The 19,259-nt window shown below is 68.9% G+C and carries 17 protein-coding genes and 1 other RNA gene; 7 read left to right on the top strand and 11 right to left on the bottom strand.

The genetic code is table 11. From position 1 onward, the window contains the following. Positions 1-74: 74 nt before the first annotated feature. Both ABFT43_RS06425 and ABFT43_RS06420 read left to right on the top strand, forming a co-directional pair. Entirely contained in the window at positions 75-827 is a 753-nt protein-coding gene (locus tag ABFT43_RS06425; RefSeq protein ID WP_347959540.1) for a TetR/AcrR family transcriptional regulator, read from the top strand. A gap of 80 nt (positions 828-907) precedes the next feature. Continuing rightward, positions 908-1,093: a hypothetical protein gene (locus tag ABFT43_RS06420; protein ID WP_347959539.1), complete on the top strand. Its 186-nt coding sequence runs from the start codon at positions 908-910 to the stop codon at positions 1,091-1,093. Positions 1,094-1,175: 82 nt separating this feature from the next. On the opposite strand, the gene ABFT43_RS06415 is transcribed toward ABFT43_RS06420, so the two are convergent. From ABFT43_RS06415 to glnA, 4 genes are all read right to left on the bottom strand, one after another. After that, positions 1,176-1,799: a biliverdin-producing heme oxygenase gene (locus ABFT43_RS06415; protein WP_347959538.1), complete on the bottom strand. Its 624-nt coding sequence runs from the start codon at positions 1,797-1,799 to the stop codon at positions 1,176-1,178. Further along, positions 1,796-2,746: an endonuclease/exonuclease/phosphatase family protein gene (locus ABFT43_RS06410; protein ID WP_347959537.1), complete on the bottom strand. Its 951-nt coding sequence runs from the start codon at positions 2,744-2,746 to the stop codon at positions 1,796-1,798. The genes ABFT43_RS06415 and ABFT43_RS06410 overlap by 4 nt, the downstream gene beginning before the upstream one ends. A 61-nt stretch (positions 2,747-2,807) precedes the next feature. Further along, complete coding sequence (locus ABFT43_RS06405) at positions 2,808-5,819, bottom strand: bifunctional [glutamine synthetase] adenylyltransferase/[glutamine synthetase]-adenylyl-L-tyrosine phosphorylase (protein ID WP_347959536.1); 3,012 nt, start codon at positions 5,817-5,819, stop codon at positions 2,808-2,810. 69 nt (positions 5,820-5,888) lie between these two features. Then, complete coding sequence (glnA, locus tag ABFT43_RS06400) at positions 5,889-7,229, bottom strand: type I glutamate--ammonia ligase (RefSeq protein WP_347959535.1); 1,341 nt, start codon at positions 7,227-7,229, stop codon at positions 5,889-5,891. A gap of 313 nt (positions 7,230-7,542) precedes the next feature. On the opposite strand from glnA, the gene panB reads away from it, so the two are divergent. From panB to ABFT43_RS06385, 3 genes are all read left to right on the top strand, one after another. Further along, the gene (panB, locus tag ABFT43_RS06395) at positions 7,543-8,397 is read left to right on the top strand and encodes a 3-methyl-2-oxobutanoate hydroxymethyltransferase (RefSeq protein ID WP_347959534.1); all 855 of its coding nucleotides are present in this window, start codon (positions 7,543-7,545) and stop codon (positions 8,395-8,397) included. A gap of 76 nt (positions 8,398-8,473) precedes the next feature. Next, positions 8,474-9,442 carry a prolyl aminopeptidase gene (gene pip, locus ABFT43_RS06390; protein ID WP_347959533.1) on the top strand — a complete coding sequence of 323 codons (969 nt, stop codon included), beginning with the start codon at positions 8,474-8,476 and terminating at the stop codon, positions 9,440-9,442. 103 nt (positions 9,443-9,545) lie between these two features. Continuing rightward, positions 9,546-11,039: a CYTH and CHAD domain-containing protein gene (locus ABFT43_RS06385; RefSeq protein ID WP_347959532.1), complete on the top strand. Its 1,494-nt coding sequence runs from the start codon at positions 9,546-9,548 to the stop codon at positions 11,037-11,039. A 214-nt stretch (positions 11,040-11,253) separates the two neighbouring features. On the opposite strand, the gene ABFT43_RS06380 is transcribed toward ABFT43_RS06385, so the two are convergent. From ABFT43_RS06380 to cobC, 6 genes are all read right to left on the bottom strand, one after another. Continuing rightward, positions 11,254-12,672 carry an RNB domain-containing ribonuclease gene (locus tag ABFT43_RS06380; RefSeq protein ID WP_347959531.1) on the bottom strand — a complete coding sequence of 473 codons (1,419 nt, stop codon included), beginning with the start codon at positions 12,670-12,672 and terminating at the stop codon, positions 11,254-11,256. Between the two features lie 64 nt (positions 12,673-12,736). Continuing rightward, an RNA gene (gene rnpB, locus ABFT43_RS06375) (RNase P RNA component class A) lies at positions 12,737-13,154 on the bottom strand. Between the two features lie 47 nt (positions 13,155-13,201). Beyond that, positions 13,202-13,903 carry a histidine phosphatase family protein gene (locus ABFT43_RS06370; protein WP_347959530.1) on the bottom strand — a complete coding sequence of 234 codons (702 nt, stop codon included), beginning with the start codon at positions 13,901-13,903 and terminating at the stop codon, positions 13,202-13,204. A gap of 3 nt (positions 13,904-13,906) precedes the next feature. Further along, a complete protein-coding gene (locus ABFT43_RS06365; RefSeq protein ID WP_347959529.1) occupies positions 13,907-14,644 on the bottom strand; it encodes a zinc ribbon domain-containing protein in 738 nt (245 codons plus the stop codon). Positions 14,645-14,738: 94 nt separating this feature from the next. After that, positions 14,739-15,872, bottom strand: a complete 1,134-nt coding sequence (locus tag ABFT43_RS06360; RefSeq protein ID WP_347959528.1) for a Nif3-like dinuclear metal center hexameric protein — start codon at positions 15,870-15,872, stop codon at positions 14,739-14,741. Continuing rightward, positions 15,856-16,953 (bottom strand): Rv2231c family pyridoxal phosphate-dependent protein CobC, encoded by a 1,098-nt coding sequence (gene cobC, locus ABFT43_RS06355; RefSeq protein ID WP_347959527.1) that lies wholly within the window; start codon positions 16,951-16,953, stop codon positions 15,856-15,858. The genes ABFT43_RS06360 and cobC overlap by 17 nt, the downstream gene beginning before the upstream one ends. A gap of 30 nt (positions 16,954-16,983) precedes the next feature. Here cobC and ABFT43_RS06350 point away from each other — a divergent pair, with 30 nt between their 5' ends. Both ABFT43_RS06350 and ABFT43_RS06345 read left to right on the top strand, forming a co-directional pair. Next, entirely contained in the window at positions 16,984-17,670 is a 687-nt protein-coding gene (locus ABFT43_RS06350; protein WP_347959526.1) for an HAD hydrolase-like protein, read from the top strand. Between the two features lie 55 nt (positions 17,671-17,725). After that, the gene (locus ABFT43_RS06345) at positions 17,726-18,205 is read left to right on the top strand and encodes a low molecular weight protein-tyrosine-phosphatase (protein ID WP_347959525.1); all 480 of its coding nucleotides are present in this window, start codon (positions 17,726-17,728) and stop codon (positions 18,203-18,205) included. 29 nt (positions 18,206-18,234) lie between these two features. On the opposite strand, the gene ABFT43_RS06340 is transcribed toward ABFT43_RS06345, so the two are convergent. Then, positions 18,235-19,239 (bottom strand): zinc-binding metallopeptidase family protein, encoded by a 1,005-nt coding sequence (locus ABFT43_RS06340; protein ID WP_347959524.1) that lies wholly within the window; start codon positions 19,237-19,239, stop codon positions 18,235-18,237. Positions 19,240-19,259 lie beyond the last annotated feature (20 nt).

The raw sequence follows: 19,259 nt of genomic DNA, 5'->3' as shown, positions 1-19,259 counted from the left end.
TATAGACTGTTTATTGGGTACACAGAGAGTAGATCCGAACTGTGTATGACACAAGCAATAAGTACGATGAGCCCATGTCCGACGCGACGCCGCGCTCACGCCCCCGCTATCTCGACCTTCTGTGGGACCGCGAGGACCCGACACCGCGTCGCGGGCCGCGCCCGACGCTCACCATCCGCGACATCGGCGCCCAGGCCGTCGAGATCGCCGACACCCACGGCGTCGACGCGGTGTCGATGAAGGCGGTCGCCACCGGACTCGGACTCACCACCATGTCGCTGTACCGCTACGTCGACTCCAAGGACGAGCTGATCGAGGTCATGATCGACACGGGGTTCGGCCGATTCGACGCCACCCTCACCGGCACCTGGCGCGAACGTCTGACCTCGTGGGCGCACCGGGCCGCTCAGGTCGCCCGGAACCGCCCCTGGCTGGCCACCATTCCGCTCCGCCGGCCTCCGGTGGGCCCGAACATCCTGTCGTGGAGCGAGGCGGGGGTCGGCTGCTTCGACGGAACCCCCCTCACCGAGCAGCAGAAGCTGAGCGCACTCCTGCTCGTCGACGGATTCGTCCGGCACCATGTACGCCAGTCGAGCCAGATGGGACTGATCGGGAATCCCGGCACGGCCGATTCCGGGGACACCGGCGCAACCTATGAGGAATTGGTCGCCGAATACACGAGCGGCGGCGGTTACCCGCATCTGTTCGCGGCATTCACCGACCCGTCGGTGGCCGATTCGGTCGATGACGACTTCTTCGGCGATGAACTGGATTTCGGCCTTCGTGTCATCTTCGACGGGCTCGAGCGACTGATCGACGAAATGTGAAGACAAAGGTCGTGTGATCTAGTCCACAAAATGGACTTCTTGCCCTGCCGGTACACACAATTCACCCGTAATTTGGGCGCATGACCAGAGACGTGTATGTGGAAGACCTTGTCCCGGGCGATCGCATCAGCCTCGAGGGAACACCGCGCGTGGTTCGCACCACGAGTCGGCTCGACGGGAATCGCCTCCGCATCGAGTTGGTCAAGGGCCACGATGACCTCCAAGAGGTCATCCTGGACCGCACCGTCAAGCTCCAGGTCAACTAGCCGTCACTCCACCGCCGGCAGTCCGCGGACCGCCGGTCGACCCGGGAATACCGGGAAGAGCGGGAAGACCGGACCCCGCGGCTCAGGCCGCGCGAGCCCCGTCGAGATCGCCGAAGACCGCCTGATTGTGCGCGAACGCCTCGATCGCCTCGTCGACGAGCCGGTCGACCGCAGCGTCGTCGAGCGGGAGCGCGTCGAGCCGCGCCCGGTAGGCGTCCTTGTAGCGCTTGAGCTTGTCGATCCCGGTGAAGCGGTAGAACGACAGTCCCGAGTCGTCGACCCCGTAGTGCTCCCGCATACGGTGTGCGACGACCTGACCACCGCTGAGGTCACCCAGGTACCGCGTGTAGTGGTGGGCCACGTAGCGTGCCGGGTCGTCCCGCGTCGCCTTGATCGCCTCCACATACCGTGCGACCGCGGGCAGCGGGGTCACCGTCGCCGGATCGATGCCGAACGACGCCAGGTCGGCGCCGAGATGCGGCAGGCGGCGCAGTCTGTCGTCGAAGACCGCGCCGGCGATCGGATCGTCGGCCAGCGCGTCCCCGACCTCTTCGAGGGCCTCGTACACGAAGTACAGCTGGGCGGCGAGGCGCTCGTACTCGCCGCGGTCGAGTCGGCCGGACATCAGGTCGTCGATGAACGGCGCGTGCTCGGCGCGCCGGTGCGCCTCGGCGGTGGCCTCACGGAGTCGATCGGAGATGCTCATGATGCAACAAGTGTTACCACCAGCGCCCGGTGATCGGAACCGGGTAGGTGATGGGTGTCCATCGAGGTGGTCACGAATCCGCGCACGATGATCCGGTCGATCGCGACCAGGGGCCGGTTCCCGATCTTCTTGTCGGTCGGGTACGTGGGCAGATACCCCGCCCCGGCCAGATCGGCCCCGTCGACGAGGCCGTTGGTCAACAGCTTGCGGTAGGTCGCGTGGTTCCACGTCGAGTTGTAGTCACCGATCGCCAGCACCCGGCCGGCCGGGAGGTTCGCGAACTCGTCGGCGAGCACCCCCATGTCGTGGAACCAGTGGTCCTTGTCGCTCCACAGCGGCGCCGCGGGATGGATCGCGAAGACCTGCGTGCCCGGGGCACCCGGAAGATCGGTGCGCGCCTTCAGATTTCGCAGCGCGGTGTCGGGGACCACGGAGGTGTCGGTCAGCGGCTTCCTGCTGAACAGCGCGGACCCGGTGGCAAAGGCCTGCGGTTCGGCGAACTCGTACGGCAGCTGCTTCGGGATCGTCCCGCCCCGGATCCGTCGCAGCGCCTCCGGAGTCACCTCCTGCAGGGACACCAGATCGGCATCGGCGTCGGCCACGATCTTCTCCAGCGTGCCGATGTCGCCTCCACCGAAGAGCAGATTCGACGACACGACCCGGAACCGCTCCCCCTCCGGGGCGTCGGCCGGGATCAGCAACGGGACCTGTGTGTACACCAGCGCGGCACCCGCCACACACGCGACGACGAGCATGATCCAGCGCTTCAGACCGGCGAAGACCACGATCGCGAGCAACGCCGGGATCAGCGCGAACTGCACACCGCTGGTGACGTACAACGCCACGTTGCCGCGGGACGGATAGAAGTGCAGCCACACCGCCAGCAGCACACCGGCCGTCATGGCCAGGCCGACGATGTACGTCGACACCCACAGAAATCTCTTCATCCGTCCCCCCAACGGTTTTCGCCCGGCCCCGACCGACGCCGAGCCCGCCTCCGGCCGCCGCTCAGGCCCCGAAGACCTTCTGCACCACGGCCTTCGCCCGGCGCGTCACCCGGAGGTAGTGCTCCAGGAACTCCGTGGCCTGGTCCTCCGGCCACCCGGCGGCGTACGCGACCTGACGCAGCAACTTGCCCGGGCCGGGCAACTGGTCGACCGGCTTGCCGCGCACCAGGACCAGCGCGTTGCGCGCCTTGGTGACGGTGATCCACGCATCCTTCAGCAGGGCGACGTCGTTCTCGCTCAGCAGCTCCGCCGCACCGATCGCGTCGAGCGACTCGAGCGTGGAGGTGTTGTGCAGGCTCTGGTAACGGTGCGCATAGCGCAGCTGCAGCAACTGCACCGTCCACTCGATGTCGGCGAGACCGCCGCGGCCGAGCTTGGTGTGGGTCGCCGGGTCGGCGCCGCGCGGCAACCGCTCCGCGTCGACGCGCGCCTTGATGCGCCGGATCTCCTTGACCGCCTCGTTGCTGACACCGCCGGCCGGGTAGCGGACGTGGTCGATCATGTGCAGGAAGTCGATGCCGAGCGCCTCGTCGCCGGCCACCTGATGGGCACGCAGCAGTGCCTGAACCTCCCAGGGCTGCGCCCACTGCGCGTAGTAGGCGGCGTACGACGCGAGGGTCCGCACCACCGGCCCGTTCCGGCCCTCGGGCCGCAGACCGGTGTCGACCTCGAGCGGCGGGTCGGCGCTGGGACTTCCGAGTGCGCTGCGGACGGTCTCGGCGATGCCCTGGGCCCACTTGACCGCCACGGACTCCTCGACGTCGTGGTGGGGCTGGCAGACGAACAGCACATCGGCGTCGGAGCCGTAACCGAGCTCGCCGCCACCGAGACGACCCATGCCGATGACGGCGATGCGGGCCGGGGCGGGCTTGCCGCGTTCGCGTTCGGAGATGTTGATCGCGACGGTGAGCGCGGCATTGAGCACCGCCGCCCACACGCTCGACAGCGCCTTGCAGACCTCACGGACATCCATGAGACCGAGCACATCGGCGGACGCGATCCGCACCAGTTCCGCCCGTCGATGCGAACGTGCCACGGCGACAGCGCGTTTCATGTCCTCTTGGCGCACCGTGGACGCGATGAGACCCTTTGCCACGTCCTCCGGCCGGATCTCGCACAGCTTCGGCCCGTCGGGACCGTCGGAGTACTGGTGGATGACCTCTGGCGAGCGCATCAGCATGTTCGCGATGAACTCGCTCGTACCGAGCACCTTCATCAGCCGCTCGGCGACCACGCCGTCGTCGCGCAGCAGGCGCAGGAACCAGTCCTTGTCCTCGAGGGCCTCACAGAGTCGCCGGTAGTTGAGCAGGCCGGCGTCGGGATCCGGTGTGTCACCGATGTGTTCGAGGAGCTGCGGCAGGATGAGCAGCTGGATCTGGCCGCGGCGGCCGGGCGCGTTGGACAGCGCGCGGATGTGACTGAGGGCGCGGTCGGGCATCGCGTAACCGAGTGCCGCCAAACGCCTTTCGGCCGACTCGTCGCTCAGCGTCAGCTCGTCGGCCTTGAAACGGGTGACCGCCTCGAGCAGCGGACGGTAGAAGAGCTTCTGATGCAGGCGGCGGACGCGCAGGGTGTTGTGCTTGATCTGCTCGCGCAGCACGCCGGTCGCATCGAGTTCCCCCTCGCGCCGGATGTGCGCGGCACGGGCGAGCCAGCGCAGCGCCTCGGTGTCGTCGAGCGGCGGCAGCAGATGCGTGCGCTTCATCTTCTGCATCTGCAGGCGGTGTTCGAGCAGACGCAGGAACTGGTACGACGCACTGAGATTCGCACCGTCGTCGCGGCCGACATAGCCGCCCGCGGTGAGCGCCGCCAGCGCGTCGACGGTGGCCATCACGCGCAGGCTCTCGTCGACGCGGCCGTGCACCATCTGCAACAGCTGGACCGCGAACTCGACGTCGCGCAAACTGCCGGCACCCAGTTTCAGGTTGCGTTCCCGCTCCCCTTCGGGCACCAGCGATTCGACGCGCCGACGCATCTTCTGTACCTCGGGCACGAAGTCGGGGCGCTCGGCGGCCCGCCACACCATCGGCTTGACCGCGTCGATGTACTTGTGGGCGAGCTCCATGTCGCCGGTCATCGCGCGTGCCTTCAGCAGGGCCTGGAACTCCCAGGTCTTGGCCCACCGCTCGTAGTAGGCGACATGCGATTCCAGTGTCCGCGTGAGCGCGCCGGACTTGCCCTCGGGGCGCAGCGCGGCGTCGACCTCGAAGAAGGCGAGCGATCCGACCCGCATCAGCTCGCCGGCGATCCGGGCAGCGACACCGTCGGCGGGGTCGCTGACGAAGATGACGTCGACGTCGCTGACGTAGTTCAGCTCGCGCGCACCGCATTTGCCCATCGCGATGACCGCCAGTCGCACCGGGATCGGGTCGTCGCCGCACACCTCGCGGTTGGCGACCGCGAGCGCCGCGGTGAGGGCGGCGTCGGCGAGGTCGGCCAGGTAGCCGCCGACCTCGGGCAGGTACAGCACCGGTTCGTCCTCGACCGTCGACGCGACGTCGTGCGCGGCGAGCTGCATGATCAGGTTTCGGTACGCCAGGCGCATCGCGACCACGGCCTTGGGCCCGGAGAACGCGGCCCGGTAGACCCGGTTGCCCTTCTCCACCTCACCCGGCTCGGGCACGGCGCCGACCGACTCCAGCATCAGGCGATCGACCTCGGCGCGATCGGGCAGCGAGTCGCGCAGCAGCAGACGCCAGCCCGTGGGCTCGGCCACGAGGTGGTCGGCAAGCGCGTCCGACGAGCCGATGAGACCGAAGAGACGCCCGCGGAACGGACGGTTCGAGCGCAGCTCGGAGTCGATCTCGGCCCACTCGTCACCCACCGCGCCACGCAGGCGGACGAGCGTGCGCAGGGCCAGATCGGCGTCCGGGGCGCGGGACAGCGCCCACAGGACGTCGACGGATTCGGGGGTGTTCCAGCCGAGGTCGGCGAGATTCTGCGGCGCGCCCTTGTCGAGCAGTCCCAGTCGGCCTGCGCTGGGGATCGCGCTGCGTCCCGATCGAGTTGTCACAGCCTCAAAAATAGCGACTGCACAACGGGACCGACACCGCGGTCCCCGTTGCGGCAGGCACGGCTCGCCCTAGAGCGGCAGGTAGTTCTGCAGCTCGTACGGGGTGACCTGGCTGCGGTAGTTCGTCCACTCGGTCCACTTGTTGCGGAGGAAGTAGTCGAAGACGTGCTCGCCGAGGGCCTCGGCGACGAGCTCCGAGTTCTCCATCACCGTCAGCGCGTCGGCGAGGCTACCGGGTAGCTCCTGGTAGCCCATCGCCCGGCGTTCGGCCGGGGTGAGTGCCCAGACGTCGTCCTCCGCCTCGTCGGGCAGCTCGTAGTCGTTCTGGATGCCCTTGAGGCCCGCGGCCAGCAGCACGGCGAAGGTCAGGTACGGGTTGCACGCCGAATCGGGGCTGCGCACCTCGATCCGGCGCGAGGACGCCTTGTTCGGCGTGTACAGCGGCAGCCGGACCAGCGCCGAGCGGTTGGCGCGGCCCCACGTCGCGGCCGTCGGGGCCTCCCCGCCGTGGACGAGGCGCTTGTAGCTGTTCACCCACTGGTTGGTGACCGCGCTGATCTCCGACGCATGGTGCAGGATGCCGGCGATGAACTTCTTGCCGGTCGCCGACAGCTGCATCGGGTCATCGGGATTGTGGAAGGCGTTGATGTCGCCCTCGAACAGGCTCATGTGCGTGTGCATCGCCGAGCCCGGGTGGTCGGTGAAGGGCTTGGGCATGAACGTGGCCCACACGCCCTCGTTGATCGCCACCTCCTTGATGAGGTAGCGGAAGGTCATCACGTTGTCGGCCATCGACAGCGCGTCGGCGTAGCGGAGGTCGATCTCCTGCTGACCCGGCGCGCCCTCGTGGTGCGAGAACTCGACGGAGATGCCCATCGACTCGAGCGCCTCGATGGCGTGGCGCCGGAAGTTCGGCGCGGCGTCGTGGACCGCCTGGTCGAAGTATCCGCCGGTGTCCGCGGGGGTCGGCACCGAACCGTCGAGCGGGGCGTCCTTGAGGAGGAAGAACTCGATCTCGGGGTGCACGTAGCAGCTGAAACCGAGGTCGGCGGCCTTGTTCAGCTGACGACGCAGCACGTGCCGGGAGTCTGCCCAGCTGGGGGTGCCGTCGGGCATCGCGATGTCGCAGAACATGCGCGCGGAGTGGTGGCGCCCCGCCGAGGTGGTCCACGGCAGGATCTGGAAGGTCGAGGGATCCGGCTTGGCGACGGTGTCCGCCTCCGACACACGGGAGAATCCCTCGATCGACGAACCGTCGAAGCCGATGCCCTCGGTGAAGGCACCTTCGAGCTCCGCCGGGGCGATCGCCACGGACTTCAAGTAGCCGAGGACGTCGGTGAACCACAGCCGGACGAAACGGATGTCGCGCTCTTCGAGGGTCCGCAGCACGAATTCCTTTTGGCGATCCATGGTCGCCGACATTAGAAGTCGGCTGTTAAATCCGTGTTACACGCGCAAGTCCAAACCCGTGGGCTGCGGCTTTACCGGGTCCGTCCCACACTCTGAGACCCGATTTTGCCAGTCTGAGAAGCCTGCGAACAGCGACGATGCCGTGAGACCGCGAACACACTTGCACATCGGGCCCTCCGTGTGTCGAGGCAGGTGTGATCAATTGCATAACCCTCGCCCGGTTACAGGCAAAACCGCCGGTGACACAATGGCGCTTGTCCATGTTCAACCCGGGTACCCGCACGGCGGGACTCGAGGCAGAAAAGAGACAACGATGTCCGAGAACTCGGTCTATGGCGCAACCGCCACCACGACTCACTCCGAAGCGCCGAAGCGTCGCAAGACCCGCGTCCACCATCTGGCCCAGATGAAGGCCGACGGCGAGAAGTGGTCGATGCTCACCGCCTACGACTACTCCACCGCCCGGATCTTCGACGAGGCCGGCATCCCGGTGCTGCTCGTCGGCGACTCCGCCGCCAACGTCGTCCTCGGTTACGACACCACCATCCCGGTGACGGTCGAGGAGATGATCCCGCTCATCCGTGCGGTCGTGCGCGGCGCCCCGAACGCCCTCGTCGTCGCCGACATGCCGTTCGGCAGCTACGAGGCGGGCCCGCAGCACGCGCTCGAGAGCGCGGTGAAGATCTTCAAGAAGACCGGCGCCCACGCTGTGAAACTCGAGGGCGGCGAGCGTGTCGCCCCGCAGATCGCGGCACTGTCCGCCGCCGGCATCCCGGTGATGGCGCACATCGGCTTCACCCCGCAGAGCGTCAACGGTCTCGGCGGGTTCCGCGTGCAGGGCCGCGGTGATGGCGCCGATCAGCTCATCGCCGACGCCATCGCCGTGCAGGAGGCCGGTGCCTTCAGCGTGGTCATGGAGATGGTCCCGGCCGAACTGGCCGGCCAGATCACCCGCAAGCTCACCATCCCCACCGTCGGTATCGGCGCGGGCAACGAGACCGACGCGCAGGTGCTCGTCTGGCAGGACATGGCGGGTTTCACCCACGGCAAGACCGCGAAGTTCGTCAAGCGCTTCGCCGACGTGGGCGGCGAATTGCGTTCGGCCGCCGAGCAGTACGCCGACGAGGTGCGCCGCGGCGTGTTCCCGGGCCCCGAGCACAGCTACTGACCGGCGATCCGTAGAAGTCGTGGACGCCATAGCCCCTTGACTTCTACGGAATCCCGGCGGCGCCTAGGCTCGACCCATGCGTGACTTCTACCCGGAGATCGAGCCCTACGAGTCCGGCCACCTCGACGTCGGTGACGGCCAGCAGGTTTATTGGGAGACCTCCGGAAATCCCGACGGCAGGCCGGTGGTCTTCGTGCACGGCGGACCGGGCGGCGGCACGTCGGGTGCCCAGCGGCGCTTCTTCGATCCGGCGAAGTACCGCATCGTGCTGTTCGACCAGCGCGGCTGCGGAAGGTCGCGCCCGCACATCGCCGACGGCGCCGACCTCTCGGTCAACACGACGCAGCACCTCATCGCCGACATGGAGCTGCTCCGCACCCACCTCGGCATCGACCGCTGGCAGGTGTTCGGCGGGTCGTGGGGTTCCACGCTCGGGCTGGCGTATGCGCAAACCCATCCCGAGCGCGTCACCGAACTGGTGCTGCGCGGCATCTTCCTGCTGCGCCGCAACGAGATCGACTGGTATTACAACGGCGGCGCGTCGCACATCTTCCCGGACGTGTGGGAGTCGTATCTCGCACCGATCCCGGCCGCCGAACGCGACGGCGATCTCGTCGCCGCCTACCACCGGCTGCTGAACTCCGACGACCAGACCGTGGCACGTGCCGCGGCCCGGGCGTGGACCGGCTGGGAGCAGGCGACCAGCTACCTGCTCCCCCGCCCCGAGGAATCGTCGTCGGCGGACCCGGACGAGGCCGCCCGCTTCGACCTCGCCTTCGCGACCATCGAGAACCACTACTTCGTCAACCACGGTTTCCTCGACGACGGGCAGCTGCTACGCGACATCGACCGGATCGCACACATCCCCGGCGTCATCGTGCAGGGCCGCTACGACGTGGTGTGCCCGATGCGCAGCGCGTGGGACCTGCATCGGGCCTGGCCCTCGGCCGACCTGCACATCGTCGACGACGCCGGACACGCGTCGTTCGAACCCGGCATCCGTCATCACCTCATCGAGGCGACCGACCGGTTCGCGGATCTGTAGGCGCCCGGGGGGGGATCGATCGCGTCACGCGAATCAGCGGGCACGGGCGGGTTCGTCACTAGACTCGACGGAGCTGCAGCAACGTCGTTGTCAGGAGGACTCAGTGGCCGCATCCGAGCAGGTCGAGGTGGAACTCAAGTTCGATGTGGATCCCGGTCACGTGGCCCCCGACCTGCGTGCGCTCCCCGGTGTCGTGTCGGCGACCGAGCCACAGACGTTCTCGCTCGACGCGACGTACTTCGACACCGAGAACCTCGACCTCGCCGGCAACCGGATCACCATGCGCCGCCGGACCGGTGGCGGCGACGAGGGCTGGCATCTCAAGCGCCCCACCGACATTCCCGGAGCGCGCCGTGAACTGCGGGTGGGTTTCGACGAGGCGCCCGCCGACGGCGACGTGCCCGACGCCCTGCGCATCCCGGTGCTCGCGCTGACGCGCTGCCGCGATCTGCAACCGGTCGCGGTGATCTCGACGACGCGGACGGTGACCCGTCTGCTGGGCGTCGACGAGGAGCCGCTCGCCGAACTCGCCGAGGATCTCGTCACCGCGCAGTCGCTGCTGCCGGGCGGTCATTCGCAGCAGTGGGCAGAGTGGGAGTTCGAACTGCTCTCCGGCGGAGATGCCAAGCTGCTCAAGGCCGCCGAGAAGGCGTTGCGCGCGGCGGGCGCGCGTCCGGCGTCGAGCGTCTCGAAACTGGCGCGCGCGATCGGTTCGACACCGACGGTGCACGGGCCGCGATTGTCCAAGCGCCCCACCGCACTCGAACTCGTCGTCACCGACATCGCCCTGCACCGCAACAGCCTGATCGCCTACGACCCGCTGGTGCGCGAGGACGCCGAGGACGCCGTCCACCAGATGCGGGTGGCGTGCCGGCGGCTGCGCTCGGTGCTCTCCGGGTTCCCCACCGTGCTCGACGCCGAGCGGACCGCGCATGTCAGCGGCGAGCTGAAGCTGCTGGCCAGAATCCTCGGCGAGGCACGGGATTCCGAGGTGCAGCTCGAGCTCGACAAACAACTTCTCGCCGGCGAGAACCCGTCACCACAGCTGCGTGCCGCGCTGGCCGGCGAAGAGATCCGGACGCACGACCGTGCCATTCGCCGGGCGCACACGGCCATGGCGTCCAAGCGCTACTTCGACCTGCTCGACGCCATCGACGGTCTCATCGCCTCCCCTCCTCCCGGCCCCGATGCCGACCTTCCCGCGACCGTCGTGGTCGACAGGGCGATCACCAAGAGCCGCAAGCACATCCAGAAGGCCCAGGAGAAGCTCGCCACACTCCCGGAGGGCTCGCGGGAGTGGGCCGAGCAGCTGCACACGATCCGCAAGCGTGCGAAGCGCCTGCGCTACGGCATCGACGCGGCCGAACCGCTGAACAGGAAGCGCCACCGCGAGATCGGTGAGATCGCCAAGCGCATCCAATCGGCGCTCGGCGATTTCAACGACATCCGCATCAACCGCGAGCATCTGCGGGCCATCGTCGTCGCAGGCGAGCTCAGGGCCGAGGACATGTTCATCGTCGGGCGTCTGGACGCACGACTGGAGGCGGACGCACAGCGGGCGGTCGCGGAGTACCGAAAGGCTGCGAAGAGGCTCTGACACCGGTCGGCGACCACCTACCACGCGCCGCCTGAGATGGAGAGCCGACAATGAGCGTTCGGCGCGGTGGTGTTTCCTTCGCGCTCGACGATCAGCGCCCGCGGGATGGAAGCGGTCCCGCGCGAGGTGGACATGCCCGCGGGAATCGCGCTGCGCAAGTGCGAGAATCGCCAACCGCTCGTCGCCGTCAATCCTCATGCAGCGAGCGTCTCGGCTACACCGGGCGGAAACCGATCGTCCGCGTGACCTCGTCGGCGGTCGCCAACTCCACCTGTAGGCAGTCCCCCGCCTTCAGGTCGCCGTCGCACCCCGCGACGACCGGCGGGTCGGCGATGAAGATCTGCGCCGGTTTGCGTTCGGTGGCGGCGGACATGACGACGGCGTCGAAGCGCTCCCCGACCCGGTCGCCGAGGATGACGGCTTCGGCGAGGTCGATGCTGGCGCGTTCGGCGGTGGCGCTCAACGAATCCGCCGACCGCAGGATCTTCGGCAGCGTCGGGAGTGCGCGCCGCACCCACTCCGGGACCTCCTGACCCGACGTGACGGCCAGGCACACCTCGGTGGCGAACCGGTCCCCGAGCCGGCGCAGCGGCGCGGTCACGTGCGCGTAGAGACCGGCGATCGCGGCGTGTTGCTTCTTGTCGTGCGGGATGGCGCGCGCCTCGTCGGTGCCGTCGAGCACCAGATAATTGGCGCCGCGCATCAGGCCGCTCGCGGTGGACTGCAGGGCGAGGGTGCTCGCCTGGTCGTTGGGCAACCCCGCCAGGAACCGGCCGACGGACACCCCGTCGGGCCAGTGGACGCCCAGCGCATCCGCGGCGGCGCGCAGTTCCTCGACGCGTTCGGGGTCGGCAGGTGGCAACGTCCGGAGCAGCCCGATGCCGGCCTCGGCCATGATGGTGCCCGCGCAGATGCCGGTCAGCAGCGACAACTGGGAGTTCCACATGTCGGCGGGGGTGTGCGGTTCGAGGTCGAGCCGCCAACCGCTGTCGGTGCGTGACACCTGCTGGTCGGGCAGGTCGAGTTCGACGGCGCCCCGGTCGAGAGCCACCTGCCGGCGAAGGTCCCCGAATGCGGGCAGTGCCTCGATCGACGGATGTAGGCGACCCGCCGCGGCGTCGGCGCTCACCCCGGCGTAGTCGAAGCGCGCCACCGACCGGATGCGCGACCGCCGCACCTGCACGTCGGTCACCGAGCCGTCGCCGGCCACCCGGATCGTCCACAGCACGCAGGGCCGGATCTCCTCGGGCAGCAGCGAACCCACGTCCTCCGACAGTTCCCGCGGGTGCAACGGCACCGAACCGTCCGGGAAATAGACTGTCGACCCGCGGCGCCGGCTCTCCTGGTCGAGCGCGCCCTCGGGAATGACGAGGGCCGCGACGTCGGCGATGGCGTAGTCGACGACGAAACCGTCGCCGTCGCGCGCGATGTGCACCGCCTGGTCGAGATCGCGCGACGTCGGCGGGTCGATGGTGACGAACGGGATGCCGGTGTGATCCTCGCGGGCGTCGACGAACCGGTCGACGGCCGTGCGCGCCTCGTCCAGGGCATCGGCGCCGTACTCCTCGTCGACCCCGAGCTGATCGCGGATACCGGCGAAGTCGATGTCGGGTGCGAGGAGAATACGGGCCACGAGTCCGACCCTAGCGCGCGTGCGCGCCCGGGCCCCGCAACCGCGGACGACCGGGGACCCGAGGCGAACGAGCCGACACGTAAGCCGGATCCTGTACCCGCGCGACCTCTCGGTCATCGCGGGCGGCGACCATCCATCTGGGCACACCGTCACCGGGTACCTCGAGCGGCCCACCCGCGGACTGGGGCGAGCAGCCCTCGTGACGCCCGCGCACACGCACCGCGAGCGGTGCGTGCTTCGGCCTTGCTCCGGGTGGGGTTTACCTAGCCGACGCGGTCACCCACGCCGCTGGTGCGCTCTTACCGCACCGTTTCACCCTTACCGGCCTCGCGGCCGGCGGTCTGTTCTCTGTGGCACTGTCCCGCGGGTCACCCCGGGTTGCCGTTAGCAACCACCCTGCTCTGTGGAGTCCGGACTTTCCTCGATGGGCGGCGTGACGGCCTTCCGCCCGTTCCGCCCACCGCGGCCGCCCGGCCGACTCGTTCGCGCTCCCAGGATACGGCAGCCGGGAACCGGTACGTGAGCGGTCTCAGCGCCAGTGCTGCGCGTCGTTGACGAGCTTCACGACCGACCCGCCGTCGGGGAAGAACTCGGCGATCGACACCGACGCCAGGTCGAGATGGAGACGGAACAGCAGTTCCGGCCCCACCCCCAGTGCCTCGCGCAGCATCAACTTGATCGGCGTCACGTGCGAGACGAGCACGATCGTCTGTCCCGGGTAGCGTTGCAGCAGATCGGCTTTCGTCTCGGCGACCCGCTCGGCGACCTGGGCGAAGCTCTCCCCGCCCGGCGCCGGGACGGTGACGTCCGACAGCCACCTGCGATGGATCTCCGGATGTCTCTGGGCGGCCTCGGTGAAGGTGAGGCCCTCCCACTCGCCGAAGTCGTTCTCGATCAGCCCAGGATGTTCGACGACGTCGACGCCGGTCAGCGCGGCGACCTCCTCTGCGGTCGCCCGGGCACGGCTCAGCGGCGACGTGACGATCGCGGAGATGCCGTCCTCACGAGCGACGCGCTGCGCCGCGGCCCGGGCCTGACGCAGCCCCTCCTCGGTCAGCTCCGGGTTGCCGCGCCCGGAGTAGCGCCGCTCCACCGACAGCGCGGTCTGGCCGTGGCGGAGCAGGATGAACCGGGTCGGCGCGCTGCGCTGGCCCTGCCAGGACGGCGCCTTCTTGCTCGGGGTGGCGGCGTCGGGAGCGGTGTCGGCGGTGTCGGCGGTCTCGGCGCTCACTGCTCAGATCCCGGATTCGGCCGTGCGCACGAGGATCGCGCCGCACTCCTCGCAGCGGACGACCTCGTCGGACAGTGCGGCGCTGATCTTGGCGATGGTGCCGCGGTCGAGTTCCATGCGGCAGGCACCGCATCGACGGGCACGCAGCAGGCCGGCGCCGATGTGACCGTTGGCGCGCTGCTTCTCGTAGATCGCCAGCAGGTCGGCGTCGATCTCGGCGGCGAGGCCCGCACGGCGTTCGCGGACGTGCGCGAGGTCCTCGTCGATGGTCGCGAGGCTCTTCGTCCGGCTCTCGCGCGTCGCGGCCAGCTTCTCCTCGAGATGCGCGATGGTCGCCGACGCGCGGTTGCGTTCGGCCTCCACGGCCTCCTGCTGCTCCATCAGTGTCAGCATCTCGTCCTCGAGGACGGCCTTGCGGCGACCGAGGCTGTTAAGTTCGTGCTGCAGTTCGGTGAGCGCCTTGGGGGCGAGTCCGCCGGAGGCCAGGAGCTTGGAGTCCTTGGCCTCGCGATCGGTCATGCCCTTGATCTCGGACTCGATGCGGCGGTACTCGCGCCCGAGATCCTCCGCGGAGATCTCCGCGCGCACGAGGTCATCGCGGGCGGCATCGATCGCCTTGTCGATCTCGGCGATCTCGGCGTCCTCGGGAAGGTTCTTGCGGCGATGCTCGAGTCGGTTGATCTCGGCATCGGAGTCCGCGAGATCGAGCAGCAGTCGCTGCACACCGGCGTCGACTTTCATTGCGGCCTCCTGTCTCTGAAGTCCCCTAACCGTACGCGGGTGCTCACCGCGTCCCGGCGACCGGGTTTGTTGTCTTCGCTGGCTGTTTTCTGCGTCACCCGAAGCTGTGGATCACGAACGGATCGGTAGGCGTGTCGAACACCGTCACGGCCAGACCGAGCTGCTCGCCGAGCAGGGTCGCGACCTGCGCGCACCACGGGAACTCCGTGGCCCAGTGACCGGCGTCGACGAGGGCCGGCCCGCCGACCCGCAGATTCTCGTCGACGGGATGGTGACGCAGGTCCCCGGTCACGTAGACGTCGACGCCGAGCCCACGCACCCGGCCGAGCAGCGAGTCGCCGGCGCCGCCGCACACGGCGACCGTGTTGACCACCGCGTCGGGGTCGCCCGCGGCCCGCACCCCCCACGGGGTCCGCAGCACCTTCGCGGCCTTCGCGGTCAAGTCGCGCAGCGTCATCGGCTCGGCGAGGGTGCCGACCCGTCCCAGCCCGACGTCGCTGTCGAGGTCGGCGAGTTCGAAGACGTCGAACGCCGGCTCCTCGTACGGATGGGCGTCGCGGAGCGCGAGCAGCACCTTCCCGCGCAGCGACCGGTCGGCGACCATCTCGATGCGCGCCTCGTCGACGTGGGTGCGCATCCCGATGTCGCCGATCGCCGGGGACGCGTTCTCCTGCGGCTCGAACTGGCCGGTGCCGACGACCGACCACATGCAGTCGCGGTAGTCCCCGATCTCGCCGGCGCCGGCGGCGAACATCGCCTCGCTCACCTGCTCGACATTGCCCTCCGGCACCATCACGACCCACTTGTCGATCGGCGCAACGGCTTTCGGTTCGATGGGCGCGGTGTCGACGACGCCGAGCAGGTCCGCGAGCGCGTCGGACACCCCGGGCCGGGCGCTGTCGGCGTTGGTGTGCGCCGACAGCAACGCGATCCTGTTGCGGATCAGCCGGTGCACGATGCGCCCCTTCGCGGTGTCGGCGGCCACCGAGGTGACACCGCGCATGAGGAGCGGATGGTGGGCGACGATCAGGTCCGCCCGGTCGGCGACCGCCGCGTCCACGACGGCGTCGGTCACATCCACGCAGGCGAGCACCCGGCGCACCGGCTCGGACCGGTCGCCGCAGACGAGTCCGACCGCGTCCCAGGACTCGGCGAGCGCCGGCGGATACGCACGTTCGACGGCGCCGACCACATCGCCGACGGTGACACCCTCAGGTGTGGGACCCATTTCCCATCTCCTCTCGTACCTGCTGCATCGCTGTCGTCAACGCGCGCACCCGTTCCGCGGCGCGCACGGCCAACCGTAGGTGACCGTCGCCGAGTCCCACGAAGTTCGCGCAACTGCGCACCGCGAACCCGCGGTCGACGAGGCGTCGCTTGACCTCGGTCGCCTGCGACACCTCGACGAGCACGAACGGCGCCGCGGGCGTGGCGGGCACCCGGAGCCCGATCCGTGCGAGGTCGTCGAGCATCGACGCCCGCTCCGCCGCGACCCGTCGCGCCTGCTGCGCGCAGTACGCGTGTCCCTGCTCGGACAGGCACGCGGTGAGTGCGGCCAGCGCCGGCGTCGACAACGCCCACGGACGACGTCCCGCGGACAACCGGGCCAGCACGTCGGGCGCACCGAGCAGATACCCCGCCCGCAACCCGGCGAGACCGAACGTCTTTGTCACGCTTCGTATCACGACGAGGTCGGGCCAGTCGCTCGACGCCAGCGACTGCGGTTCGAGGTCGCCGTCGGCACCGAGGGTCAGATCCGCGAACGCCTCGTCGACGACGATGATCCGGCCGGGCCGTCGTAGGGCCTCGATCGCCTCCCGAGGGTGCAGCACCGACGTCGGGTTGGTTGGGTTGCCCAGGAGCACGAGGTCCGCGTCCTCCGGGACCAGACCATCGCCGAGGGTCCACGGCTCCGACAGCGTCACCTGGGTGATCGGCACGCCCGACGCGCGCAGCGCGATCTCCGGTTCGGTGAACGACGGCTGGATGAGCGCAGCGTGGCGCACCCCGAGACGGGGCAGCATCTCGAAGCCGTCGGCCGCCCCGGACAGCAGCAGCACCTCCTGGGGCGAGCGCCCGTGGGTCGCGCAGATCGCGTCGACGGCGCGCCGTTCGTCGGCGGACGACGGATAGCGGGACAGGTCCTCCAGGCCCGCGCGCACCGCGTCGAGCACGAAGTCCGGCGGGGTGCCGCGGACGTTCACCGCGAAGTCGACGAGCCCGGGCACCACGTCCTGGTCGCCGTGCCGGTCCGGATCCGCCAGGTCGAAGCCGCCGAAGGTGGGTTCCGCGTCACACCCAACTGTCATGACCATCGACCTTACGTGCACCATGGACGCGTGTTGACGCCGCCAGATCCCCGCCATCCGGACACCGTTCTGCTCCTCGACCTCGACGGCACCATCACCGACAGCTTCGCCGGTATCGCCAACAGCTTCCGGCACGCCCTCGCCGCGGTCGGTGCGCCCGAACCCGACCCGGAGGTCGTCGCGGGCATCGCCGGTCCCCCGATGATCGACACGCTCAACGGCCTGGGCCTCGAGCCCGCCGTCGCCGACGAGGCGATGCGCGCCTACCGCGAGCGTTACACCGAGATCGGCTGGCTGGAGAACTCGGTCTTCGACGGCATGGACTCGGTCCTCGCGGACCTGTCGGCCGCGGGCCGCACCATGGCGGTCGCGACGTCGAAGAACCAGACCACCGCACAGCGCATCCTCGAGCATTTCGAACTCGCCGACCACTTCGAGTTCATCGCCGGCGCCAGCGACGACGGCACCCGTAGGCACAAGTCCGATGTGATCGCGCACGCCGTCTCCGAATTGGGCATTCCGGTCGATCCCGGCACCGGTCACGTCACCGCCCCGGTGGTCATGATCGGCGACCGGAGCCACGACGTGCACGGGGCGGCGGCCTTCGGCATCTCGGCGATCCTCGTCCGATGGGGCTACGCTCTGCACGGGGAGGAACGCGACGCCGCCTGGGCGGTGTCGTCGACAGCCGAGTTGCGTGACGTACTGGGCGTGTGAGGCGCGACCGGGCCACGGCAACATCGGCGCACAGAGCTGAGGTAGCTGAGGACCAGTGGCTGAGGAACTACACGTCTGTTTCGTGTGCACCGGCAACATCTGCCGGTCACCGATGGCGCAGAACATCTTCCGGGCGGCGCTCGACGACGCCGGGCTCGGCGGCAAGGTGCGCGTCACCAGTTGTGGTGTGACCGCTTTCCACGTCGGGGAACCGGCCGACAACCGAGCCCGCACCGAACTCGTGGCGAACGGCTACTCCGACGCGCACGTGGCGGCGCTGCTCGGACCCGAGCACTTCGACGCGCATCTGTTCGTCGCGATGGATTCCGGGCATGTGCGTGAACTCGAGCGCAAGCGTCTCGGCGACCGCACGCGGCTGCTGCGGTCGTTCGACCCGGACGCCCCCGAGGACGATCTCGATCTCCACGACCCGTACTACGGCGGGACCGAGGACTTCGTCGCGACCCGCGAACAGATCGAGAGCGCGGTCCCCGGCCTGCTCGACTGGGTTCGGCAACAGCTCGGCGTCGACTGAGCGCCGGAGACCGCCGGTCAGCCGGTCCGTCAGTCGATGGGCGCGACCAGGTTGTGCACGAAGCGGATCTTGTCGAGCACCGGCTGCGGCAACACGAACGGATAGAGATCCGGGTGACCCATCGACCGGTTGATCTGGTTGAGTGCCCAGGTCAGGGGCAGCCATTCGTTGATGATGCGGTCGAAGCCGACATCGCCCGGCGGCACGCTGTCGTACGTCGTGCCCGACGGCGCCATCGCGAAAGCCGCTGCGGTGTCGAGGGTGTCGCGGATGTGGAGGTAGTGCGCGAAGGTCTCGGCGAAGTCCTCGGCCGGGTGCATCGTCGCGTACGACGACACGTGGGTCTGCTGCCAGCCCTCGGGCGCGCCCTCCTTGTAGTGGCGGTCGAGCGCTTCCTGGTAGTCGTCGTCGGGGTTGCCGAAGTGTTCCTCGAACCCGGGCCGGTGCTCGTCGGTGATGAGGACGAGCTGGTAGTAGTGGCCGATCTCGTGGCGGAAGTGGCCGAGGACCGTGCGATACGGCTCGGCGAGTTCGACGCGCATCTGTTCGCGGTGGACGTCGTCGCCCTCGGCGAGGTCGAGGGTGATGACGCCGTTGGCGTGCCCGGTGATGACGTTCTGCTGCGCACTCGACAGGAGATCGAACGCGAGTCCGGTCTCCGGATTGTCGTCCCGGCTCTCGATGGGCAGCCGGAGCTCGTCGAGTTCCAGGACGAGGCGGCGCTTGGCGGTCTCGGCCTGACCGAACGCGACTATCGCGTCGGCGTCGTCGTCGCCGGGACGCGTCCGGGTCAGGCGGCACGACTGGCACAGCTCGGCGTGGCCGGTCCACTTCACCAGCCAGTTGCACTGGGCGACCTTGTTGTTCGCGCACCGCTCGAGCAGCACGCCGTCGACCTCGGTGCGCCCCTGGTCATCGAGGACGTGGATGGAGCGGGACTCCAGCCAGAATCCGAGCGGGCTCTGGCAGTTCAGGCACAGGCTGTTCTCGAAGGAGAGGCGCTGGCCGCAGTTCAAGCAGACGAAGTCTCGCATTTCAGCCACGGTACCCGCGC

Source organism: Gordonia aurantiaca (assembly GCF_039939235.1).
Lineage (GTDB): Bacteria > Actinomycetota > Actinomycetes > Mycobacteriales > Mycobacteriaceae > Gordonia.
The sequence above is the reverse complement of the archived record's forward strand: the minus strand, read 5'-3'. Positions and strand labels throughout refer to the sequence as shown.

What these genes read in the sequence shown, in the direction of transcription:
- pip (WP_347959533.1), top strand. Translation starts at nt 8,474, where the DNA reads ATGCGTGACTTCTACCCGGAGATCGAGCCCTACGAGTCCGGCCACCTC.
- ABFT43_RS06410 (WP_347959537.1), bottom strand. Translation starts at nt 2,746, where the DNA reads ATGAAGAGATTTCTGTGGGTGTCGACGTACATCGTCGGCCTGGCCATG.
- cobC (WP_347959527.1), bottom strand. Translation starts at nt 16,953, where the DNA reads ATGACAGTTGGGTGTGACGCGGAACCCACCTTCGGCGGCTTCGACCTG.
- ABFT43_RS06425 (WP_347959540.1), top strand. Translation starts at nt 75, where the DNA reads ATGTCCGACGCGACGCCGCGCTCACGCCCCCGCTATCTCGACCTTCTG.
- ABFT43_RS06420 (WP_347959539.1), top strand. Translation starts at nt 908, where the DNA reads ATGACCAGAGACGTGTATGTGGAAGACCTTGTCCCGGGCGATCGCATC.
- ABFT43_RS06340 (WP_347959524.1), bottom strand. Translation starts at nt 19,239, where the DNA reads ATGCGAGACTTCGTCTGCTTGAACTGCGGCCAGCGCCTCTCCTTCGAG.
- ABFT43_RS06415 (WP_347959538.1), bottom strand. Translation starts at nt 1,799, where the DNA reads ATGAGCATCTCCGATCGACTCCGTGAGGCCACCGCCGAGGCGCACCGG.
- glnA (WP_347959535.1), bottom strand. Translation starts at nt 7,229, where the DNA reads ATGGATCGCCAAAAGGAATTCGTGCTGCGGACCCTCGAAGAGCGCGAC.
- ABFT43_RS06365 (WP_347959529.1), bottom strand. Translation starts at nt 14,644, where the DNA reads ATGAAAGTCGACGCCGGTGTGCAGCGACTGCTGCTCGATCTCGCGGAC.
- panB (WP_347959534.1), top strand. Translation starts at nt 7,543, where the DNA reads ATGTCCGAGAACTCGGTCTATGGCGCAACCGCCACCACGACTCACTCC.
- ABFT43_RS06360 (WP_347959528.1), bottom strand. Translation starts at nt 15,872, where the DNA reads ATGGGTCCCACACCTGAGGGTGTCACCGTCGGCGATGTGGTCGGCGCC.